This is a genomic window from Flavobacterium sp. MMLR14_040, assembly GCF_033657265.1.
Classification (GTDB): Bacteria; Bacteroidota; Bacteroidia; order Flavobacteriales; family Flavobacteriaceae; genus Flavobacterium.
On sequence record NZ_JAWVWO010000003.1, the window covers coordinates 414,464 to 435,423 of the forward strand.

Genomic DNA, 20,960 nt, shown 5'->3' on the forward strand with positions numbered 1-20,960 from the left:
CGAAATGACAAGATTGCGTTTACTGTGAGTTGTTAATCGACAACTCCTCAATATCTTTATAATCAGAATACGATGAAGTAATCACAGATTCGCCTTCTTTTAAACCTTCCAGAATTTCATAATACGAAGGATTTTCTCGTCCTAATTTTATATTTCTTCTTTCGGCTTTATTTCCTTTTACAACAAAAATCCATTTTCCAGCGGTTTCCTGATTAAAACTTCCTTTAGGAACAACCAGCGTTTTATTTTTCTCCGATAAAATCAACTTCACGCCAAAACTAAGTCCGTCCTGCAAAGTGATATTTTCTTTTGATGTAAAAGCAAGTTCCACTGTAAAATGACCGCTTTTTACTTCCGGAATTACTTTGGTAACCAAAACTTCAAGTATTTTTCCTTTAAATTCTACCTGACCTTTTAAGCCTTCTCTTAATTTTTCCAGATAAAATTCATCTACTTCTGCTATCAGTTTATAACCTTGTTTAGAGTCGATTTTCCCAATGCTTTCTCCCGCCTGGAATGTTTTTCCCAAAACAGGTTCAAATGATGTTAATCGGCCAGATTCAGGAGCAGTAATCAAAAAATTCTTTTTGTTATTTCTCAAAATATCCAGACTCATTTCCATTGTCTGAATAGAACGGTTGATTTGAGAAATTTGCAATTGATTAGATTGTTTTTCTTTTTGAATACTTTGTTGAATCGTTTTTTTGCGTTCTTCCTGAAAACGTAAACTTTCCTTAAACGTATTCCAGTCATTTTTCGAAATCACATCTTTAGCAAACAATTTCGAATTCATATCGTACAATCTTTTCGCGTCATTATAATCGTGTTCGATCAAAACCCAGTCTTTGGTTAAGTTCAGTTCCTGATTTCTAATGTTCAGTTTTCCGGTATTCAAGTTGTTGATTTGCTCGATAATAGCCGTTTCCTGAGTCAGGTAATTCAGTTCTGTATTCGGATTATACAACCGGGCGAGCGATTGTCCTTTCGTTACCGTGGCGCCATTTTCTACAAAAATCTCTTTTACAGAACCACCTTCTGTAACGTTGACAAGCATTACATTCAAAGGTTCTACTTTGGCCTGAAAAACCACAAAATCTTCAAAAAAATCTTTTTCAATTTTTTGAATGGTAAGTTCTTCTGCTTTTACATTTAAACTTCTTTTAGTGCTAAAAGAAAAAAAGACGATCACAGCCAAAACTAAAAAAACAGCAATTGCTATTGTCAGATACCTAAATTTTCTATTTTTACGAGGAATTACCTTGTCCATTTTTAAATAATTTACTGATAATCAATAGGTAAATATTGTGCCACAAAAAGTATTATTTGTAAAGTATTGATTTTAAAGAGGCTTTAAAAAACAATCAAAAAAAGAGTGTTCAATAATGAACAGTTGACCGTTCAAAATCGGACAAAAAAGACAACATGCGAAAAAAACAAGCCCAAATATTAGTCGTTGACGATCAGGAAGAAATTCTTTTTTCGGCAAAAATGATTCTCAAAAAACATTTTGAAACCATTTTTACAGCGAATAGCCCCAAAAAGATTATTTCTATTTTAAATGAAAATGAAATAAACGTGGTTTTGTTAGACATGAATTACCGAATTGGTTTTGAAGACGGGCGCGAAGGAATTCATTGGCTAAAAGAAATAAAAACACTTTCGCCGCAAACCATTGTGATTTTAATGACCGCTTTTGGTAAAATTGATACCGCAGTTGAAGGCATAAAAATTGGCGCTTTTGATTATGTTTTAAAACCTTGGCACAATGAAAAATTACTGGAAACTATTGATAAGGCTGTCGCCGAAAGCAGAAAGAATACAAAAAAGACAATAATTGAAAAAACAGAAAAACGTTATTTTACCGGAACTTCCACTAAAATAAAACAAGCGTATTCTATGGCAGAAAAAGTAGCCAAAACAGATGCCAATGTTTTGATTTTGGGTGAAAACGGAACAGGAAAATATGTTTTTGCTGAGTTTATTCATCAAAATTCAGAACGAAAAAGCCAGCCTTTTGTGCATGTTGATTTAGGTTCTTTGAGTGATAATTTATTCGAAAGCGAACTTTTTGGTTATGCCAAAGGCGCTTTTACAGATGCCAAAACTGATACGCCCGGAAGATTTGAAACCGCGCAAAACGGAACTATTTTCTTAGATGAAATTGGAAATATCCCTCTGCATTTGCAATCAAAACTATTGCATGTTTTGCAAACCAAAACCGTAACACGTTTAGGCGAAAGCAAAGCCAGACCTTTAAATGTTCGCATTATTGCGGCCACGAACAGTGATATTAAAGCTGAGGTAAAAAATAAAACCTTTCGGGAAGATTTGTTGTACCGAATTAATACAATGGAAATTCATTTGCCATCATTACGCGAGCGAAAAGATGATATTGTGCCAATGGCGCATTTTATATTAGGGCAAACGGCTGAAAAGTACAATCAGGAAAACTGGCATTTTGAAGAAAATGTTGCGCCATATTTAGAAAAATATCCATGGAAAGGGAATATTCGAGAAATGGAAAATAAGATCGAACGAGCTTTGATTTTGGCCGATAACAATACAATTTCTGTACACGATCTGGATATTCTCGATTTTGAAGAAATTCAGGAAAACGACGAAAATCCATTATCAGAAATGGAAAAAACCGCCATCGAAAAAGCATTATTCAAACACCACGGAAACATCAGCAAAACTGCCGAAGAATTAGGTTTGTCAAGAGCTGCTTTGTATAGAAGAATTGAGAAATACGATTTGAAAAATTAATTTTACCGCAAAGCACGCAAGGTATTTTTTAGGACTGTTTGCAATTGTCTTTATTAAGTTCGCAAAGCTATGTGTAGCGAACCTTGCGTAAAACCTTTGTGAACCTTGCGGTTAAGTTTAAGCATAAAAATTAAAACAATGAAAAATTGGAAGTTTTATAACGCCTTGTTTGTTAGAATCTTATTTGTTATGATTCTCTTTCTCATTTGCATTTTTCTGATTTATAAAATGTTTTATTACAATGCTGTTTTGGTTGGACTTTTTGCTGTAGTAATGCTTTTTGAAATGTATTTTTATGTCAAAAGTCAATTGCTTTTTTACGACAGAACATTACTCTCGATGCTTCAAAACGATTTTTCGACCAATTTTCCGGAAGAAAATAAAAACGAAAATTTTAAAAGCATGTATCTTTTATATGAAAGTTTAAAAGTGCAGCAACAGGAACAAACATCTAAAGAAATTGTTTACCAATCGATTTTAAATAATATCGAAACAGGCGTTTTAATTCTCGAAAAAGACAATGATGAATGGAATATTTTTTTGATGAACGACTGTTTTTCAGATCTATTCAAAGTTCCAAAAGTGAGTCATTGGAAATACCTTAAAAATTACCTTCCATCGCTTTGCAGCGAAATTGAAGAAACAGAATTTTCAGAACTAAAATCGGCGATTTCGATAAAAATTGAAGAACAGGATATGCAGACTTTTATTTTGCAAACCTCTCTGACAAAAACCTATAACAAAGAATATTTTATCATTTTATTGGATAGTATTCAGCGTGTAATCGAGAAAAAAGAAAAAGAAGCCTGGATCAATTTGATGAAAATTATTTCGCATGAATTAATGAATTCCTTGACGCCAATACGCGCACTTTCGCAGAATTTGCTCCAGATTGTAGATCAGGAGAAACTGGAAGAAGATGATTTTGATGATATTAAAAGCAGTATTTCGACCATAATAAACCGAAGCGATCATTTACAGGTTTTTGTAGAAAACTATCGTAAATTGGCCATGCTGCCAACGCCAACAAAAGTAATGACGCCAATAAATGCTCTTTTTGGAGATTGTTTACGAATAATGAATCCGATTCTGAAAGCAGAAAATATTGAATTGGTAAATGAAATTAATAGTTCGCGTTCTATTTTAATTGATAAAAACCAAATGGAACAGGTTATTATCAATTTGATTACCAATAGTATTTATGCCTTAAAAGAAAAAACTGAAAAAAAGATGTTTCTGTCAACTTATACAGAAAACAACCGTTTTTTCATCACCATCTCAGACAACGGAAAAGGAATCGATTCTGAAATTCGGGACAAAGTTTTTCTGCCCTTTTTTACCACCAGAAAAGACGGCGCAGGAATTGGTTTAACACTTTCTAAAAACATCATAGAAGCGCACGGCGGTTATTTAAGCTACCAAACCGATGAAGATAAAACGAGCTTTGTTATTTGTTTGATTTGATTTTTTTCTTTTTTCACCATATAAGTGATATAAGTTCATATTAAGCATTACGCATAAAACCTCTCGCAAAGACGCAGAGTCGCAAAGCAAAACTTAAAAAAGAAAACTTTGCGACTCTGCGTCTTTGCGAGATTAAATGATAAAGTAAATCAAAACTTAATATGAACTTATATCACTTATATGGTAGAAATTTCCGGCTGCCAAAAATGCTTCTCAAAATCTATAATTTGATTATCGACAACTTCAATACCTTCGTTTTCCAAAAGCTGCTGCATTAAATTAGTTCCGTCAAAATGATGTTTTCCGGTAAGAAGCCCTTTTCTGTTGACAACGCGGTGTGCCGGAACATCATCCATATTATGGCAGGCGTTCATGGCCCAGCCCACCATTCGGGCAGAGCGTGCGGTTCCTAAAGCTTTTGCGATAGCACCATAAGAAGTTACTTTTCCGTAGGGAATTTGTCTTGCAATAGCATAAACCTTTTCAAAAAAATTATCCTCAGCCATAAGTTTAAATTATTTACCATTAAGACATTAAGTTTCATTAAGGCGAAACCTAAATTTTGTCTAAAAGATAATTAAGAAAGCGAAGTTACAAAGCGAAACTTAATTTTTCTTAATCTCTTAATGGTTCAATTTTATAAAACCTAAATTTAAATTGTAGTTATCCGAAATAGTAATTCAAAATATTAAACAGCGTTACAACCGCAATTAAACCGGTAATGCTTCCAATAATTGTATTCATGTTGCGCATTAGATAATCGGTTTTCTTTTCGATTCTTCCAAAGAAAGCAACATAGCTGTAAAGAGCTGCGAAAGATCCTAAAACAGATCCTAAAACAAAAGTAAAAATAATGTTGTTTTCAAACACAAAAAGATGGTAAGAAGCCAAAGTAACGCTCACTACAACGTAATACGGAATCGGGAAAAAGTTCAATCCCGAAAGTAACATTCCTAAAAAGAAACGGCTTTTTTTGCTGCTTTTTTTAATCTTAGATTTCTTTTTGGTTTTTGGTTCTTTGGCAAGAAATAAAAAGTAAATCGTTAAAAAAGCAAAAATTACAAAACCAACCTCACGTAATAAAGTTACAACATCTGGTCGGTTATCAATTACCTGCGCAAATAAAACCGCTACAAAAACTTGAAAAAATATGACTAAAACAGCACCAATAACAAACCACAAGGCATTCTTTTTTCCTTCTTTCAAATTTATTTTGGCTGCCGTCATGTTAATCAAACCAGGCGGGATAATTCCAATGAAAGCTGCAATAAAACCTGAAAGTAATGGAGTAAGTAAGGCCATTCAGTTATTTGTGGGTTCGTAAATTTGTTTTCAAAACTAAATTAATCTTTAATTTTGAAGCGAATATACGTAATTGCCTTATTAATTTCTAAATATTGTTTCTCATAAAATGTTTGAAAAGCAGTAACTTCTTCCGGACTTCCTTCATTTTTATACACATTATGATTCGCATATAAAACCTCATGTCCTTCTCCGTGAAGCAATCCCAGTGTATAACCGTGCATAAATTCACTGTCGGTTTTAAGGTTTACAACACCATCTTTTTTAAGGATTTTTTTATACAATTTCAAAAATTCAGAATTCGTCATTCTGTGTTTTGTTCTCTTGTATTTAATTTGAGGATCCGGAAAAGTAATCCAGATTTCGTCTACTTCATTATCAGCAAAAATATGATTGATTAATTCGATTTGAGTTCGAACAAAAGCAACATTGTGTAGTCCGGTGTCAACAGCGGTTTTCGCACCTCTCCAGAAACGCGCGCCTTTAATGTCAATTCCGATAAAATTTTTGTTTGGATATCTTTCTGCCAATCCAACAGAATATTCTCCTTTTCCACACCCTAATTCTAAAACTAATGGATTATCATTTTTGAAGAAATCAGAGTTCCATTTTCCTTTTAAAGGCATTAAATCGCCTACAACTTCTTCTCTGGTTGGTTGAAAAACGTTTTGAAATGTTTCGTTTTCTCTGAATCTTTTTAGTTTATTTTTACTTCCCACTTTTACAAAAATTTTCAGCAAAATTAAGGAATATAAACGAATGAAAATAGCGCAATTGGGTTTTAAAGTTTTTTGCCACGAATTACACTAATTTTCGCGAATTAATTTTTATGTTTTGAGCGAAAAAAATTAGTGAAAATTAGTGTAATTCGTGGCAAACCTTTTTTACCCGTAATGCGCTTCCGTAATTGGTTTTAATTTTGGATCGAGCGTTTCATCGTGTTGCGATAAATCCAATCCGATATGTTCGTTTTCTTCAGAAACTCGAAGCGGAATAATAAAATTCGTTACTTTAAACAAGAAATAAGCGCCAAAGAAAGTAAATATCGAAACCAAAACCAACGCCATCATATGATGTGCAAATACGTTCCAGCCACCGTGAAGTAAACTCGCATCTTCGCCGTGAGCGAAAATCGCAGTTAAGATCATTCCCATAATTCCGCCAACACCGTGGCAGGCAAAAACGTCAAGCGTATCGTCAAATCTCTTTGATAAACGACAATTTACAACCGAGTTTGAAACTAAAGCAGTGATGAACCCGAAAAACATACTTTCTGGAACAGATACAAAACCTGCAGCGGGCGTTATGGCAACCAGACCCACAACAGCTCCAATACAAGCACCAAGGGCCGAAACTTTTCTGCCGTTCATTCGGTCAAAGAAAACCCAGGTTAACATGGCTGCAGCCGATGAAGTTGTAGTCGTTGCAAAAGCCATTGCAGCCGTTCCATTCGCGGCAAGCGCAGATCCGGCGTTGAAACCAAACCAGCCAAACCATAACATTCCGGTTCCTAATAATACAAACGGAATATTGGTTGGGATATGATCGCTGTTTTTTCTTTTTCCTAAAACCAGAACTCCTGCCAAAGCAGCAAATCCAGAACTCATGTGTACAACGGTTCCTCCGGCGAAATCTTTTACACCAAAATAACTTCCTAAAACGCCTGTTGGATACCAAACAGAGTGGCACAAAGGCGCGTATATGAAAATCGTGAATAAACTAATGAATAATAAATAGGAGATAAATCGAACACGTTCTGCAAACGAACCCGTAATAATAGCCGGAGCAATTATCGCAAATTTCATTTGGAACAAAGCAAAAAGCATAAACGGAATCGTGTTTGCCAATTGTTTATGAGGCAAAACGCCTACATAATCCATAAAAGCAAAAGTGGTTGGGTTTCCGAAGAAACTATAAAAATGATCTCCTGAACCAAAACCAACCGGTTCTCCAAAAGCCAGACTAAAAGCAACCACAACCCATAAAAGTGTAACAACGCCCAAACAAATGAAACTTTGCAACATGGTCGAAATCACATTTTTTCGGCCTACCATTCCGCCATAAAAAAACGATAATCCAGGCGTCATGATCAAAACCAGACAGCACGAAGTTAACATCCAGGCAACATCGGCAGGAACTATATGGTCTGTTGTTCCAAATTCTGAAAGAACATAATTATTTTCGGCAACAGTTGGCCAAAATGCACCTGTAATACAAACAATACTTATAATAATAAAGGAGATGACCCAGCGTTTTTCTATTTTCATTTTTCAAATACTTTATTGAACCCTATTTTTTTTGGGGTCAAAGTTAAAAAAAAATCAATATTTAGATTTTCAAGGCTGAAAAAATAGAGGTTTGGCTTTTATTTTAGTTGATTTTGTAAAATTCGATCTCTTTTTTTGAGACAATCTTATTTTGAACTTCTAATTTACAACTAAATTTGTCAATTATATTATAATTAATTTGATATCGTATTTTGTAAAACGCTAGAAAAGTTAGGATTATAATAAGAAACCCTAAAATTGTTTATTTTTTCTTAAGCTTGTCAATTAAAACATCTTCAACCGGAGATTTTAATTTCGTTACAGCATCCACTTCGTCATTCGGAATCGTCATGGATAAAACATAATGTTGAATTTTCCATTCTTTACCCTCTTTAACCAGAACGCCAGATCCGCGGCAGATTTTCATTTGTGTATTTAGCAATTCATCAAACCAGGCAATTTTTCCGGATTTGTCAAAAAAGATATGACGTTCTAGAGCCGTAAAATTCCAAGTTGTGCCTTTATCGAAAAAGGGTTTTGCCCAAATCTGAAATTCTTTTTTGGTCCAGTTTTCCGTAGCATCTGTCCCGATATAAATGGCGTCATCGCTTAATGCAGAAAAATAGGCGTCGAATTTTACATCGGCAGCGGCTTTGTGCCAAGCGTTAAGGGTCTGATTGATTTTGTCTTTTTCGGTGTTTTGTGCGTTGGCAAAAACGGTAACAAATAATAGGAGCAGGATTGATTTTTTCATATAAAGTTTGTTTTGGCTAAAGTTAGCAAATATTGTAATTTTTTTTCACCATATAAGTGATATAAGTTCATTTTAAAAAGTATCACATGCTTTGTCATCCCGAGGAACGAGGGATCACACTAGAAACTCCAATCAAAATCGACAATCTTTGTCGAGCCTCGTGTGTGATCCCTCGTTCCTCGGAATGACAAAAATGGGCAATCAACTAGGCGCAAACCTTTGTCAAAGTTTAAAACTTTGACAAAGGTTACAATGAACTTATATAACTTACATGGTGAAAATTTTACCACAATCATAAGTTCTCTTATATGGTTTAATTACTATATTTGAGAGCTTTTAAAATCTACAATCATGAATTCAAAAATACTTATCAGTTCGTTAGTTCTTACTTCAATACTTTTTACTTCTTGCAAAAAAGAATTAGAACCTCAGGAAAATACACCAACATCAGAATTGGTAAAATTGGGATTGATGAAAGATACTGCTAAAGTAAATTCGGTGGTTCAAAATCAAACTCCGGTTCAGACAAATCCAAATACAGTTTTGAGTTCAAATGCCGGACTAAATCCTGCACATGGACAACCCGGACACCGATGCGATATTGCAGTTGGCGCGCCACTAAATTCGGCTCCAACGCAAGGACAAACCGCAACGGCTCAGCCAGCGCAAACTGTTCAGGTAAACCCGACTCAGCAACAAAATGTGGTTACGACTACAACAACAACTGCAGCGCCTGTAAAAGTAGGAAAGGGAATGAATCCGTCGCACGGACAGCCCGGACACCGATGTGATATTCCGGTTGGAGCGCCTTTAAATTCTCCAGTTGCAGCAAAACAAACAACAACGACAAATACAGCACAAAGCGGAACGACTTCGAAAACTTTTACCGTTACGCCGCCAGCAAATACTAATGTCCCGGCTTTATTAAGCACCGAAACCCCAGCCGTAGCCGAAGGAATGAATCCTGCTCACGGACAACCCGGACACCGTTGCGATATTGCCGTAGGAGCGCCTTTGCCAAAATCTTAATTTTTTTTTCACCATATAAGTTATATAAGTACATATAAACTTTTTGGTAAGTTAGCTTTGCGCTAAGTTGTGCTAAAAAACAAACCATATAAGTCATGTAAGTTCAAATTAGCTTGCTTTTAAGCATTACTAAATTTAAATGAACTCATATGACTTATATGGTTTAAAAACTTACCGGTTTGTTATATAAGCAAACTTTAATATGTACTTATACAACTTATATGGTGAAAAAAAACGCTCAGTATATATTAGTGCGCCTTCATTTTTTCGAAAGTAGTAGTCAATGATTTTTTTGCTTTTGCCAAAGCGCCGCTAAAAGCTTTTTCTAAAGTATCAGCGTGTTCTGTAACCGTTAGAGGCTGTAAGTTAGCGATACGAACTTCGATTACACATTTTTTATCGTTAAGGCTGAATTTTTCTCCATTTTCATCTCCGAAATGTACTTCAACGCGGGTAATTTTTTCTTCAAAACGAGTTAGGCCTTTTTCTAATTCTTCAGAAAAATAAGTTGCTAATCTTTCGTGTCCTTCTATGTTTTTGTCTGTATTGATTTGAATTTTCATATTGGTTTATATTTAATGATTATTCTCAAAGCTATTTTATTTAAGATGAAAACCCAAGTGAGTTAATAAAACATTATGAATTTTTTTTCCGAAAAATTAATCGCATTTTTTGTTGGACTTAGCAGATGTCGAAATGTTATTATGGAACGCGGATTTAACGAATTAACTTCGTGAAAACGCGGATAAGGACGGATTTTTTTATTTTGTGATTTTTCCGCCTGCTTTGTCATCCTGACGGAGGAAGGATCACACACGGAACTCGACAAAGATTGACGATTTACTTTATGGAATTTCTAGTGTGATCCTTCCTCCGTCAGGATGACAAATAAGAATTATGTCTTTCTTTAATTGCGTTTTGAATTTCAAGAATTCAAATTCTTTTAATTTTTAATTTCGTTATGTGATCACAACTCTCACATTTTACAAAACTATTATCATCTACAAACATATCTATTTCAATTTCGTAATCACAAACAGGGCAATTGTAAATAACGTCTGTAATTTTTATAGGCGGATGAAGCACAGTTGGAATTTCTAAAATTGAATATTCTGTCATGTTTTTTCTCTTAATATTTTCAATTCAGCCAAATTGTATATAATCATATATAAAATCATTTATTTCTTCTCCTTCAGAATCAAATTTCAAAACAATTCGGGAGCACAAATTGTCTACCCAATTTTCAATTTCTTCTAAAGAATCAATTTTATTTAGAAAAGCTAAAAGTTCATTTTGATCTGTAAAATCATCTATGAACATTACAATATCTTCTTTAAAACTATCAGCATAATTTTCATTTGCTTGCGATAAGTAATTTTCTAAATACTGAATTTTTTCATTTAAGCTTAACATAGGAATTTTATTTCAAAGATAAACAAAACCCCGACTATACTCCGTTGTTTTAGAGTCTACATTTTGCAATTTTTGTTAACATGGATATTAAGCAAAAATTCGGACTTAAAATTAAGGAGCTTAGAAAACTCAAAGGACTGTCTCAAGAAAAGCTAGCCAATTTAGCAGAGATAGACCGAACTTATTTACCGACAATTGAAAAAGGAGAAAGAAATGTTTCTATTGAAGTTGTTGAACGATTAGCGAATGCTTTAGAAGTTAAAGTAAGAGACTTGTTCGATGAATAGGGCTTATTATGCCAATTCTATTTGCGATTTCTGTATCGAAGATGGAGATAATATTTACGGGAAAATCTCTGGTGGATATGATTTAAATAAATTGACAATTCAGCAAGCTAATGCATGGAAAAGTCAAATTAGAATTTTAAAACAAACAATCTTAAACTTTAATGGGAGAGTTTATTTTGAATTTACGATTCCTAGAATGGGTAAAAGAGTTGATAATATTTTAATTATTGACAATTGCATTTTTGTGTTGGAATTTAAAATTGGCTCAAGTTTATATGATAAATATGCAAAAGATCAGGCTTTTGATTATGGGCTAGATTTGAATAATTTCCACGAAGGAAGCCATAATAAAATTATTATCCCAATTTTAGTTGCCGATAAAGCAAGCAATTTTAATAATATCTACAAAAAGTCTTTTGATAACCTGTATGATACAATTGTAGCGAATGAAAATAATTTATCTGAAGTCATATCTGAAACTTTAGAAAACTTTAAAAACTTTGAAATTATAAGTGTTGAAAATTGGGAAAACTCAATATATAAGCCAACACCAACAATTATAGAAGCAGCTACAGCTTTGTATAAAAAACATAATGTTTCTGAAATATCTAGAAGTGATTCGGGTGCAGAAAATTTATCTGTTACTTCAGAATGTATTTCCGAAATTATAGATTATTCGAAGAAAAAAAGCAGAAAATCAATTTGTTTTATCACTGGAGTTCCGGGTGCAGGAAAAACATTAGCAGGATTAAATATTGCCAACTTACGTTCAAATTATGAAGAGGAAGAACATGCCGTTTTTCTTTCGGGAAATGGTCCTTTAGTAGATGTTTTAAGAGAAGCTTTAGCAAGAGATAAAGTTAAAACTGCTAGAGAGGAAAATTTAATTATTGCAAAATCTTCGGCAATATCTCATGTAAAATCTTTTATCCAAAATATTCATCATTTTAGAGATGCTTCTATAAGAGATGAAAAAGCTCCAATTGAAAAAGTAACCATTTTTGATGAAGCTCAAAGAGCATGGACGAAAGAACAAGCTTCAAGTTTTATGAAAAGAAATAAAGGGATTTCAGATTTTAATAAATCAGAGCCCGAATTTCTTATTGAAGTAATGAATAGACATGAAGATTGGTGTACAATTGTTTGTTTAATTGGAGGAGGACAAGAAATAAACACAGGAGAAGCAGGTTTAGAAGAATGGATTCGACCATTTTCAAATAAGTTTCAAGATTGGGATATTTATTATTCTTCAAAAATTGTTGAAGATGAAAATTACATTAAAGACAAAGAAGCTTTGGTAATTTTAAATGACAAGAAAGCTATAAAGAAAGATGAATTGCATTTATCAGTTTCTTTAAGATCATTTAGAAGCGCCCAATTATCAAGTTTTATTCAGGAAATAATAAATAATAATATCGAAAACGCTAAAGAAATCTATGAGTTATTTATTAAAGAATTTTATCCAATAAAAATAACACGTGATTTAGAGAAAGCTAGAAACTGGTTAAGAATTTCTGCTAAAGGATCTGAAAGAATTGGTGTTGTAGCTTCATCTGGAGGAATTCGTTTAAGACCTTTTGGATTAAATGTAAAAGCTAAAATAGATGCGCCAATTTGGTTTTTAAATGATAAAGATGATATTCGTTCATCTTATTTTCTTGAAGAGGTAGCTACCGAGTTTGACATACAAGGATTAGAATTAGATTGGACTTGCGTTGCTTGGGATGGAGATTTATTTTATGATCAAAATCAATGGAATTATAGAAAATTTAAAGGAACAAAGTGGCAAAATATAAATAGTCCAGAAATTACAAATTACTTAATTAATTCTTATAGAGTTTTGTTGACTAGAGCAAGACAAGGAATGGTAATTTATATTCCGTTTGGGAATAATGAAGATGTTACCAGGCAAGAATTTATGTATGATGGAACTTTTGAATTTTTTAAGCTATTAGGAATTGAAGAGATTTAATTATAAAACTATAATTGACTTAAAATGCCTCAAATAGTGTCTAACTTTTTGAGGCATTTTTGCGAAAGCAGTTTTTTATTTAAGAACTAAGATTTTCAGGATAAGCAATATTGAAATAATTTTCAAATGCCTTACAAAGTAATTCTTTATCTACTTCAAATAATCTATTTCTGATATTCCAATCTTTAATATATTCTTTATCACTTTCGCAAATTTCTTCACCTACAAGTTTTCTAGTTAATATATCACTTAGTAAAACATCATCACAATGAGAATATTTTGGATAGTATTTCTCAATGAAAGACCAATAATCAAATTTATCTTCGTCTTCTTTTTCTGGAGTTGTTTTTTCTTCGAATTCTTTGATTAATTCAAATTCACGCCAACCCATTGCTTCTCCAATTCCTTTATAAAATGCATTTCTTTCTGCCCTAGACTCAAAATTGTATTTTTTTAGATTGATGATTTTTTCACAATCATTTAAAGGTTCATTATTATGAAATTTTCTTACTTGATCTTTTCCAAATATTATTTCTGCTAAATATTTCATTTTTTTGATAATGGCTTTTTGTTACTATTCTGAAAATACTTTTAAATCATGATTAATTCAAATTTAGCTTTTAAACAATAATTGACCCGCGTACAATTGACCTCATTAAAAAAATAGTTTTAAACTTGGATTTTATCCATAAAAAAACGCCAACCATTTCTGATCAGCGTTTTTATAATCTTTGTCGATTTTGCGCGTGAGATTGCTTCGTTCCTCGCAATGACAATTGTGTGAAATGACTTTGTTATTATTTCTCTTTATCCTTCTTCCCCCACTTAATTTTCATTTTCCCTTCATCATCCACCGCAATCAAATGCAGCACAATTCCGCGATCGCGAACGGCGTCGCGTTCTTCCTGACTGGCAAGTTTGGCGTCGTTTTTAGAGTTTCGGAGTGGGATGGTGAGGGCGAGATTGGTGCCTCGGCCGAAGGAATAAATTCCATTAATGTCTAAGTTTAATACACTGGAGCTGATGATGAGGTTGTTCACATCGATTTGTTCTCCGCGCATGTTGAGGTTTCCGGACAAATCGCTGAAGGTTATGTTCTGGACATCGCGAAACGGAAAAGCAAATTTGCCCACTTTTACAATGGGTTCAAAATTGAGCAAAGCGCCCTGAGTGACATTAAAATCGAGTTTTCCGTGCATAGAATTGGTCAGTAATTCGCCCCGGCTGTTGATAAAACCGCTCACATTGGCGTGACTGCTCAATCTGCCTTTTATGTTTTTGGGATTAAAAGAAGTGATTCCGAAATTGTTGAACGACTTTAAAAAACTCGCAATATCAACACGGTTTACCTGTGCGTTGGAGACAAAATTATAGTTCTTGCCATTGGGCGAAATAGTGGTATTAAAAGTAATGCTTCCGCCAGAAGTTTGCAGTGAACCATTTTTAATTACAAGCCTTGAATCAATCATTTGTACCGTGGCTTTTGTGTTGGTGGCGGTCAGTTTATTGTAGTTTATTTTATTGGCTTTGATGTTGATGTCTACAACGCATTTTTCGATAGCGTTTCGCAATTGATCAGACATAGTGGCTTTTTTGGCTGTGATTTTCTTTTTTTGAGAACTTGCCAAAACACCCAAAAACTGTTTTAAGTCGATATTGGGGCAATAAATATCCCAGTTTACAATCATTTTTTCGGGAGCGTCGTAATATAAGTTTAGGAAATTATCGATTTTGCCTTCCAGATAAATGATGTTTTTATTGTGTTTGTAAGCAATTTTTTTAATCAGCAGCGCTTTTTCTGTAAAGTCAAGCTGAACGTTGACTTTTTCGGCGTGAAGATTCTTTGGAATAAAATGAAAAGAGACATTCTGCACATTTACATTGCCAATAAATCGGGGTTTTGTAATGTACAAATCGACAATATCAAACTGAAATTTTAAGTTGGCAGAAGCGTGACCTTCGGTAAAATGAATCCATTTTTCGGTGTTTTCTTCGTTAAGGTTTTCAATGTCGAAATCAGAATTTACGATTCCGGTTGCCAATGGTTTTTCAAGATTGTTGATTGCCAATTGCGGAATTTTTAGCGGAATATTTTTGTATTTACCTGAAAATCGGGTTAAAATAACGGCAGAATTTGCATCGTTATAACCTTCTTTTGGCTTGAAATTATTGGTAAAAATTCCTTTAAAATTACAATTGGTAATCAATCCGTCTGGAATACTGAGTTCGTTGTTTTGTACTTCTGCCTGAACCACAATTCTCGGGTCGCCTTCTGCATTAAAATCGCCTTTGATGTCGCAATTAACGTCTATTTCTTCTTTCAAATTAAATCGGTTCAGCTTCGAACTAATGTTTGCCGATAATAAATTGGATGCATTTTGCCATAAAATCGTTGTTGAAATGTTGATTCCGAAAAGAGCGTTTCCTTTGGCAAGATTAAAAAAAGCAACAATATCAAAGGAGTCGGTTCCTATTTTTAAGTTTTTGGTCACAACATCAATTTTTTCTTTTTCGGCAGAATAGGAAACAGCAAAAGTGCCTTCTAGAATTTTTTGTTCGGCAAAACTTCCGTGTACGGTATTAAATGCCAGACTTTTGATATCGGTTTTCAGGAAAACATCGGTTTGCCAGTCTTCATCGTCAAAATCAACTTTCGATTTTAAACTTGCAATATCAAAATCAAATAATTTGTGACCAATATGGTTATCCAAAATAAAATGAACATCGTTAAGGTCGATTTGGTCAATACTAGTTTCGGTTTCGGATTTATTCTTGGGAGATTTTTTCTTTTTGGGTTTAAAAATATCCGCGTTCGAATATCCGTTTTCGGCTTTATAAACATAAATTTCGGCGTCGTTAATCAGCATTTTATGAATGTTGATTTCGTTTTGCAGTAAACTCCAAACGTTTAAACGTGCCTCGATTTCTTTGGCTTTCAATAAAGTATGTTTGTGAATATGCCATTGGTTGTCTTTGATTTCGACATCTTTTAGCGCAAGCGTAAAATTCGGGAAACCGGTTAAAAACTTATATTGAAAATCACCAACATGAAATTTTCCGTTTATATTTTCATTGATCTTTGTATTTATTTTCGCAATAATTTCGGTTTTATTCCGATTAAAATAGAATGATAAGGCACCCGAAGCAATAATCACAAACGCAATGCATCCTAAAATAAAATAGCCAAACCATTTGGCATATATTTTAAAAGGAGAAGATTGTAAGAAGCTTTTTATGTGGTGTAAAATTGCTTTCATATAAATGAAGTTTCCGGAACATTAAAGATAGCATAAAAAACTGACCTTATTTTTAAAATACCTTATTCTGTACTTTAAGTTAAATCTCACAATTTTGAAACATGGGATTAATATAATAAATGACAATGCATTTATAATGAAAACTAATTTACTAATGGTGTTTGAATGGTTTTTAATTTTTAAATTTGTACTCTAGTTTGATACTTTAGTTAATCAGACGATAATTTTAAAAAACCGATATTATGGCATTAGCAATAACAGATGCTACTTTTGATGAAGTAGTTTTAAAATCAGATAAACCAGTAATGGTTGACTTTTGGGCAGCATGGTGCGGTCCTTGTAGAATGGTTGGTCCAATCATTGACCAAATCAGTGAAGAATATGCAGGTAAAGTAGTTGTTGGTAAAGTTGATGTAGATGCTAACCAGGAATTTGCTGCAAAATATGGTGTGCGTAACATACCTACCGTTTTGGTTTTTCATAACGGTGAAGTAGTAGGTAAACAAGTAGGAGTTGCTCCGAAACAAACTTACTCTGATAGCTTAGACGCTTTGTTGTAATCGTAAGATTATGATTTATATAAAAGAGGTTTGACGAAAGTCAAGCCTTTTTTATTGGGATAAATTCAGTTACATATTTTTTTAAACACATAGAGACATAGATTTTTGTAAGCTTGAAAAGGCATTTCATTTGTTTAAACAAACATAGCAGACTGAAAAGAAATTTCCTCTTTTATTCTTTAAAAACTTTCTGCCTGCTCTTTGTGCGATTTAAGTATACAAACATAGATTGCGTAAACAAAGAATTCATTGTCTTTTTACACAAACATAGCTATGTTTGTTTATGCAAGTGAAACGACTTTTTTAAAGATCCAGCATAACTATGTCTCTATGTGTTTAAAAAATTAAGTTTAGAATATTATTGTAAAAGTAGTTCCCAATTCAGGTTTTGAACTGACTTCGATTTTGCAATTTATGGCTGTAGCCAAATCCCGAATGAGATGTAATCCCAAACCTGATTTAATTCCGATCACTTGAGAATCGTCATAAAGCGCTTTAAATTGTTCCTGTGTTCCGCCATGACCATTGTCTGTAATCGAAAGAAAGGTTTGGTTGTTTTCCTGCCAGGCTTTCCAGATTATTTTTCCGTTTTGAGTTTTTTCTAATGCTTTTATGGCGTTTCCGGTTAAGTTTCGGATGATCGTTTTGAGGTAATTTTCATCAGTATTCAGAATTATATTTTCCGGATTTTCGAATGAAAGCTGAATGTTTTCGGCGCTTTCAAAGTGTTTCTGAGTTTCTTCGAATACATCAGCAATGGCAATTTTTTGAAGATGAGGTTTGAAGTTATCCATTTGGCCTTTGCTCCACAATAAAATATCTTCCATGGATGTTAATAGATTTTCTGCGCCTGAAATCACTTTTGTCTGCATTCTTAAAGCAGTCGCTTCGTCAATCAATTCCGGGTTTTCTTTTTGAAGATGTAAAAAGTGAATCAAATTCGAAACCGGACTTCGTAAATCATGATTTAAAATACCAAAAAAACGTGCTTTTACTTTATTGGCTTCGTCGAGTTCCTGATTTAAAAGCTGTAATTTTTGATTGGTTTTCTTTCTGTTTTGGTTTTGCCTGAAAAGCAATAATCCAATAATTCCAACCAAAATCATTCCTGAAATTAAATAGAAACGCTGTTTTTTCGCATCGGCAATCTGAATATTTTTAATGGTATTTTGAGCCGAAAGATTTTTAATTTCCTGACCTTTTGTTTTGTTTTGATAACGGGCTTCTGCATTCGCAATATTCTGTTTTGCCGATTCCTGCATCATTTCGTCATTAGCTTTGCTGTAAATTTCGTTGTATTGATAGGCTTTCTGCCAAAGTCCTAATGCAGCATAACTTTGCGATAGTTTTTTGTTGATATTTACAAACGATTCCTTATCATACGTTAAAGCATTTTTTGAAGCCAATGTCAGGATTTCGATTGCTTTTTTATAATCCCGTTTTTCATATAGAACCCTTCCCAAAACGGTATTGGCTTCCATAATTATATCATCGTCATTTGATTTTTTGCCCAATAAAACTGCTTTTTCAGCATAATTATGTGCTGTATTTAGCTCACGTTTATCTACGTAATACTCCGACATACTTCGGTTGGCAAAACTTAAATTAAGAAACAGGGAGTCTTTTTCTGAAGGATAAGTGTAAATTAATCTATAATATTTTTGAATGCTGTCTAATTTTTTTTCGGCTACAAAACACTGAATATAGTAATTGCTGCAAAAAGCCATTATATACGGAGAGGTTTTTATGTAAGGTTTAGAATAATTTAGATATTCAATTGCCTTATCAAATTGTTTCATTTTGATATAAGCACTTGCAATCTGACAGTAAGAAACTCCAATATTCTCATTGTTTGCAACGCTTTTTGGAATTTGTTTTTTGTAAACTATCGCTTTTAACTGATATCCGATAAAAGTTTCATATTGTGCATAATCCAAATAATATTCTCCCAGACTTCCATAAAGAACGGCTTTTGTATAAACGCTTTTTGTGGTGTCAACTACATTTTTGATATAAAGCATTAAAGATTTTCTTTTAGTGGTATCATTTAATGCATAATAAATATAGTTAAGTCGCATCAAAGCAGAAGTTTCGTTCTTGAGATGTCTCGCTTTTTTAGCATATTTCCAGGCCAATTCATAGTTAACCAATGCTTCCTGATATTGGTTGTTATTGAATTCATAAGCCATTCCTCTAAAAAAATAGAATTTACTTAAGTAAGCAGGATAGTTTTGAGAGAGATTAATGCCTTTTTCCGTGCTTTTTATAACTTTAGAATATTCATCTAAATTTAAGATATCACGCGTGTAATTTAATTGTGCCTGCAGCTTTTCGGCAGTAGTTTTATAGCGGGATAAATTAGGTTCTTGTTGTGCAAAAACAGAGAAAGTGATAAAACACAAAAACAAAATCCCTGTTCGTTTCATGCCAAAAGGTTTAGGTTGTCTTTGTAACTTCTGCCAACAGGAATTGTAATGTTATTATGAAGAAGAATTTCAGAAGAATTTATTTTTTGGATAAACTGTTTCTGAACTGCAAAACTTCTGTGAATTCTAATAAAAGATTGAAAATGGTTTTCCTTCAAAAGATTTCCGATACTCGATAAAACACAATGTCTTTTTTTATCGGTAATAATTAAGGTATAATCCTTTAAAGCTTCGAGATATAAAATTTCATGCAGTTTAACTTTTGTTTGTTCGTGACCTTCTTTAATATAGATCGTATCACCGCCAATGCTGGCTTCAAAAAGAGACGCTTTGAGTTTTATTTCCATAAACTCCTCAATTCTGCTTACGGTTTGTGCAAAGCGATCGAGTTTTAAAGGTTTTACGATAAAGTCGAGTGTTTCAATTTCAAAACTTTCTACAGCATGCTCAGGATGTGCGGTGATAAAAATACAAACCGGAATTTCAAGTGCTTTTTTTCTAAACTCAATACCGCTTAAACCCGGCATATCAATATCCAGAAACAAAACATCGATTTTTTCTTTTTCAATAATCGAAAGCGCTTCTTCTGCAGATTCAAAAACACCCAAAATATCCAGAACAGGAAATCTCTTGGCAAACGAAACCACCGTTAACCTGTCAATTTCGTCATCATCGATAATAATACACGTGTATTTGTTGGTCATTTAAATTGATTTTACGTCGTCTGTCTATTTAAAATGTCGTCTGTCTATTAGCTGTTTTCAGGCCTGTTTTAATCGCGCAAATTTGTCCTGTAAATAATTCATCAGCCAAAAATAAACAAATTTTTTACTTGGCTGACTTTTACAAAAATAATGTTATTGAACTAAATAAGAACCTTTTAATAAATTATTAAACCAAAATTATTATGAAAATTTTAAAAACCATTTTTACACTTTTACTAGTTTCTCTTTTTACAATTTCCTGCAGCAGCGATGACGGAACAAACGGAACAAACGGAGTTGATGGACAACCTGGAGCAACGGGCGCAACCGGAACCGCAAATGTTATTTACAGCGCATGGCTGACTGCTCCGGTAGCTGCCGCAGAAACAGTTGATGGAACTTCTGGAATGTCTACAAGTCTTGTTGTTCCTGAATTAACAGATGATATTCTTTCAAAAGGAACTGTATTAGTTTATGTGTCTTTTGGATCCGGTACATTTTCATTGCCTTATACATCAACAGCGGGTGGATTTGTCAATACAATTACAGCTGTTTCTACGCTAAAGAAAATCAAACTTTTTAGATTCAGACATGATCAGGGAGGAACAGTAAATCTTCCCACATCACTTAGCTGGCGTTACATTTTGATTCCCGGAGGCGTTGCCGCTGCGACATCAAAAACAGCAAAACTGGATTATTCTAAAATGAGTTACCAAGAAGTTTGTGCGCATTTTAATATTCAGCAATAACCAAAATAAG

General features: G+C 33.5%; 20 protein-coding genes. 7 read left to right on the forward strand and 13 right to left on the reverse strand.

Annotated features, from left to right (window positions below):
• Window positions 1-19: 19 nt before the first annotated feature.
• Window positions 20-1,267 carry an efflux RND transporter periplasmic adaptor subunit gene (locus SD960_RS06955; protein WP_318801775.1) on the reverse strand — a complete coding sequence of 416 codons (1,248 nt, stop codon included), beginning with the start codon at window positions 1,265-1,267 and terminating at the stop codon, window positions 20-22.
• A gap of 155 nt (window positions 1,268-1,422) precedes the next feature.
• Here SD960_RS06955 and SD960_RS06960 point away from each other — a divergent pair, with 155 nt between their 5' ends.
• Window positions 1,423-2,766 (forward strand): sigma-54 dependent transcriptional regulator, encoded by a 1,344-nt coding sequence (locus SD960_RS06960; protein WP_318801776.1) that lies wholly within the window; start codon window positions 1,423-1,425, stop codon window positions 2,764-2,766.
• 138 nt (window positions 2,767-2,904) lie between these two features.
• Window positions 2,905-4,230, forward strand: a complete 1,326-nt coding sequence (locus SD960_RS06965; protein ID WP_318801777.1) for a HAMP domain-containing sensor histidine kinase — start codon at window positions 2,905-2,907, stop codon at window positions 4,228-4,230.
• Window positions 4,231-4,406: 176 nt separating this feature from the next.
• Here SD960_RS06965 and SD960_RS06970 read toward each other — a convergent pair whose 3' ends face one another.
• From SD960_RS06970 to SD960_RS06990, 5 genes are all read right to left on the reverse strand, one after another.
• Complete coding sequence (locus tag SD960_RS06970) at window positions 4,407-4,736, reverse strand: MGMT family protein (protein ID WP_115844119.1); 330 nt, start codon at window positions 4,734-4,736, stop codon at window positions 4,407-4,409.
• A gap of 157 nt (window positions 4,737-4,893) precedes the next feature.
• Window positions 4,894-5,532 (reverse strand): LysE family transporter, encoded by a 639-nt coding sequence (locus SD960_RS06975; protein ID WP_073394716.1) that lies wholly within the window; start codon window positions 5,530-5,532, stop codon window positions 4,894-4,896.
• A gap of 41 nt (window positions 5,533-5,573) precedes the next feature.
• Window positions 5,574-6,251, reverse strand: a complete 678-nt coding sequence (trmB, locus tag SD960_RS06980; protein ID WP_318801860.1) for a tRNA (guanosine(46)-N7)-methyltransferase TrmB — start codon at window positions 6,249-6,251, stop codon at window positions 5,574-5,576.
• 165 nt (window positions 6,252-6,416) lie between these two features.
• Complete coding sequence (locus SD960_RS06985; protein WP_318801780.1) at window positions 6,417-7,799, reverse strand: ammonium transporter; 1,383 nt, start codon at window positions 7,797-7,799, stop codon at window positions 6,417-6,419.
• Between the two features lie 262 nt (window positions 7,800-8,061).
• Window positions 8,062-8,553 (reverse strand): nuclear transport factor 2 family protein, encoded by a 492-nt coding sequence (locus SD960_RS06990; protein ID WP_318801782.1) that lies wholly within the window; start codon window positions 8,551-8,553, stop codon window positions 8,062-8,064.
• 351 nt (window positions 8,554-8,904) lie between these two features.
• Between SD960_RS06990 and SD960_RS06995 the strand changes: the two genes are divergently transcribed.
• Entirely contained in the window at window positions 8,905-9,582 is a 678-nt protein-coding gene (locus SD960_RS06995) for a hypothetical protein (protein WP_318801784.1), read from the forward strand.
• Between the two features lie 248 nt (window positions 9,583-9,830).
• Here SD960_RS06995 and SD960_RS07000 read toward each other — a convergent pair whose 3' ends face one another.
• From SD960_RS07000 to SD960_RS07010, 3 genes are all read right to left on the reverse strand, one after another.
• Window positions 9,831-10,145, reverse strand: a complete 315-nt coding sequence (locus SD960_RS07000) for an HPF/RaiA family ribosome-associated protein (RefSeq protein ID WP_115844109.1) — start codon at window positions 10,143-10,145, stop codon at window positions 9,831-9,833.
• 370 nt (window positions 10,146-10,515) lie between these two features.
• Window positions 10,516-10,701 (reverse strand): hypothetical protein, encoded by a 186-nt coding sequence (locus tag SD960_RS07005; RefSeq protein WP_318801787.1) that lies wholly within the window; start codon window positions 10,699-10,701, stop codon window positions 10,516-10,518.
• A gap of 24 nt (window positions 10,702-10,725) precedes the next feature.
• On the reverse strand, window positions 10,726-10,995 hold the full coding sequence (locus tag SD960_RS07010; RefSeq protein WP_318801789.1) for a hypothetical protein: 270 nt from the start codon (window positions 10,993-10,995) through the stop codon (window positions 10,726-10,728).
• 80 nt (window positions 10,996-11,075) lie between these two features.
• On the opposite strand from SD960_RS07010, the gene SD960_RS07015 reads away from it, so the two are divergent.
• On the forward strand, window positions 11,076-11,282 hold the full coding sequence (locus SD960_RS07015; RefSeq protein WP_078006399.1) for a helix-turn-helix domain-containing protein: 207 nt from the start codon (window positions 11,076-11,078) through the stop codon (window positions 11,280-11,282).
• A complete protein-coding gene (locus SD960_RS07020; protein ID WP_318801791.1) occupies window positions 11,275-13,254 on the forward strand; it encodes a DUF2075 domain-containing protein in 1,980 nt (659 codons plus the stop codon). The genes SD960_RS07015 and SD960_RS07020 overlap by 8 nt, the downstream gene beginning before the upstream one ends.
• Window positions 13,255-13,333: 79 nt before the next feature.
• On the opposite strand, the gene SD960_RS07025 is transcribed toward SD960_RS07020, so the two are convergent.
• Complete coding sequence (locus tag SD960_RS07025; protein WP_318801792.1) at window positions 13,334-13,804, reverse strand: hypothetical protein; 471 nt, start codon at window positions 13,802-13,804, stop codon at window positions 13,334-13,336.
• 247 nt (window positions 13,805-14,051) lie between these two features.
• Window positions 14,052-16,511 carry an AsmA-like C-terminal region-containing protein gene (locus tag SD960_RS07030; RefSeq protein WP_318801793.1) on the reverse strand — a complete coding sequence of 820 codons (2,460 nt, stop codon included), beginning with the start codon at window positions 16,509-16,511 and terminating at the stop codon, window positions 14,052-14,054.
• A 242-nt stretch (window positions 16,512-16,753) separates the two neighbouring features.
• Here SD960_RS07030 and trxA point away from each other — a divergent pair, with 242 nt between their 5' ends.
• Window positions 16,754-17,071, forward strand: coding sequence for a thioredoxin (gene trxA, locus SD960_RS07035; RefSeq protein WP_042563349.1), 318 nt, complete (start codon window positions 16,754-16,756; stop codon window positions 17,069-17,071).
• A 350-nt stretch (window positions 17,072-17,421) separates the two neighbouring features.
• Here the strand turns inward: trxA and SD960_RS07040 are convergent, their stop codons facing one another.
• On the reverse strand, window positions 17,422-19,497 hold the full coding sequence (locus tag SD960_RS07040) for a HAMP domain-containing sensor histidine kinase (protein WP_318801794.1): 2,076 nt from the start codon (window positions 19,495-19,497) through the stop codon (window positions 17,422-17,424).
• Window positions 19,494-20,201, reverse strand: a complete 708-nt coding sequence (locus SD960_RS07045; protein WP_318801795.1) for a LytTR family DNA-binding domain-containing protein — start codon at window positions 20,199-20,201, stop codon at window positions 19,494-19,496. Before SD960_RS07045 ends, SD960_RS07040 begins: the two co-directional genes overlap by 4 nt.
• Window positions 20,202-20,404: 203 nt before the next feature.
• Between SD960_RS07045 and SD960_RS07050 the strand changes: the two genes are divergently transcribed.
• Window positions 20,405-20,950, forward strand: a complete 546-nt coding sequence (locus tag SD960_RS07050) for a hypothetical protein (RefSeq protein ID WP_318801797.1) — start codon at window positions 20,405-20,407, stop codon at window positions 20,948-20,950.
• Window positions 20,951-20,960: the final 10 nt, after the last annotated feature.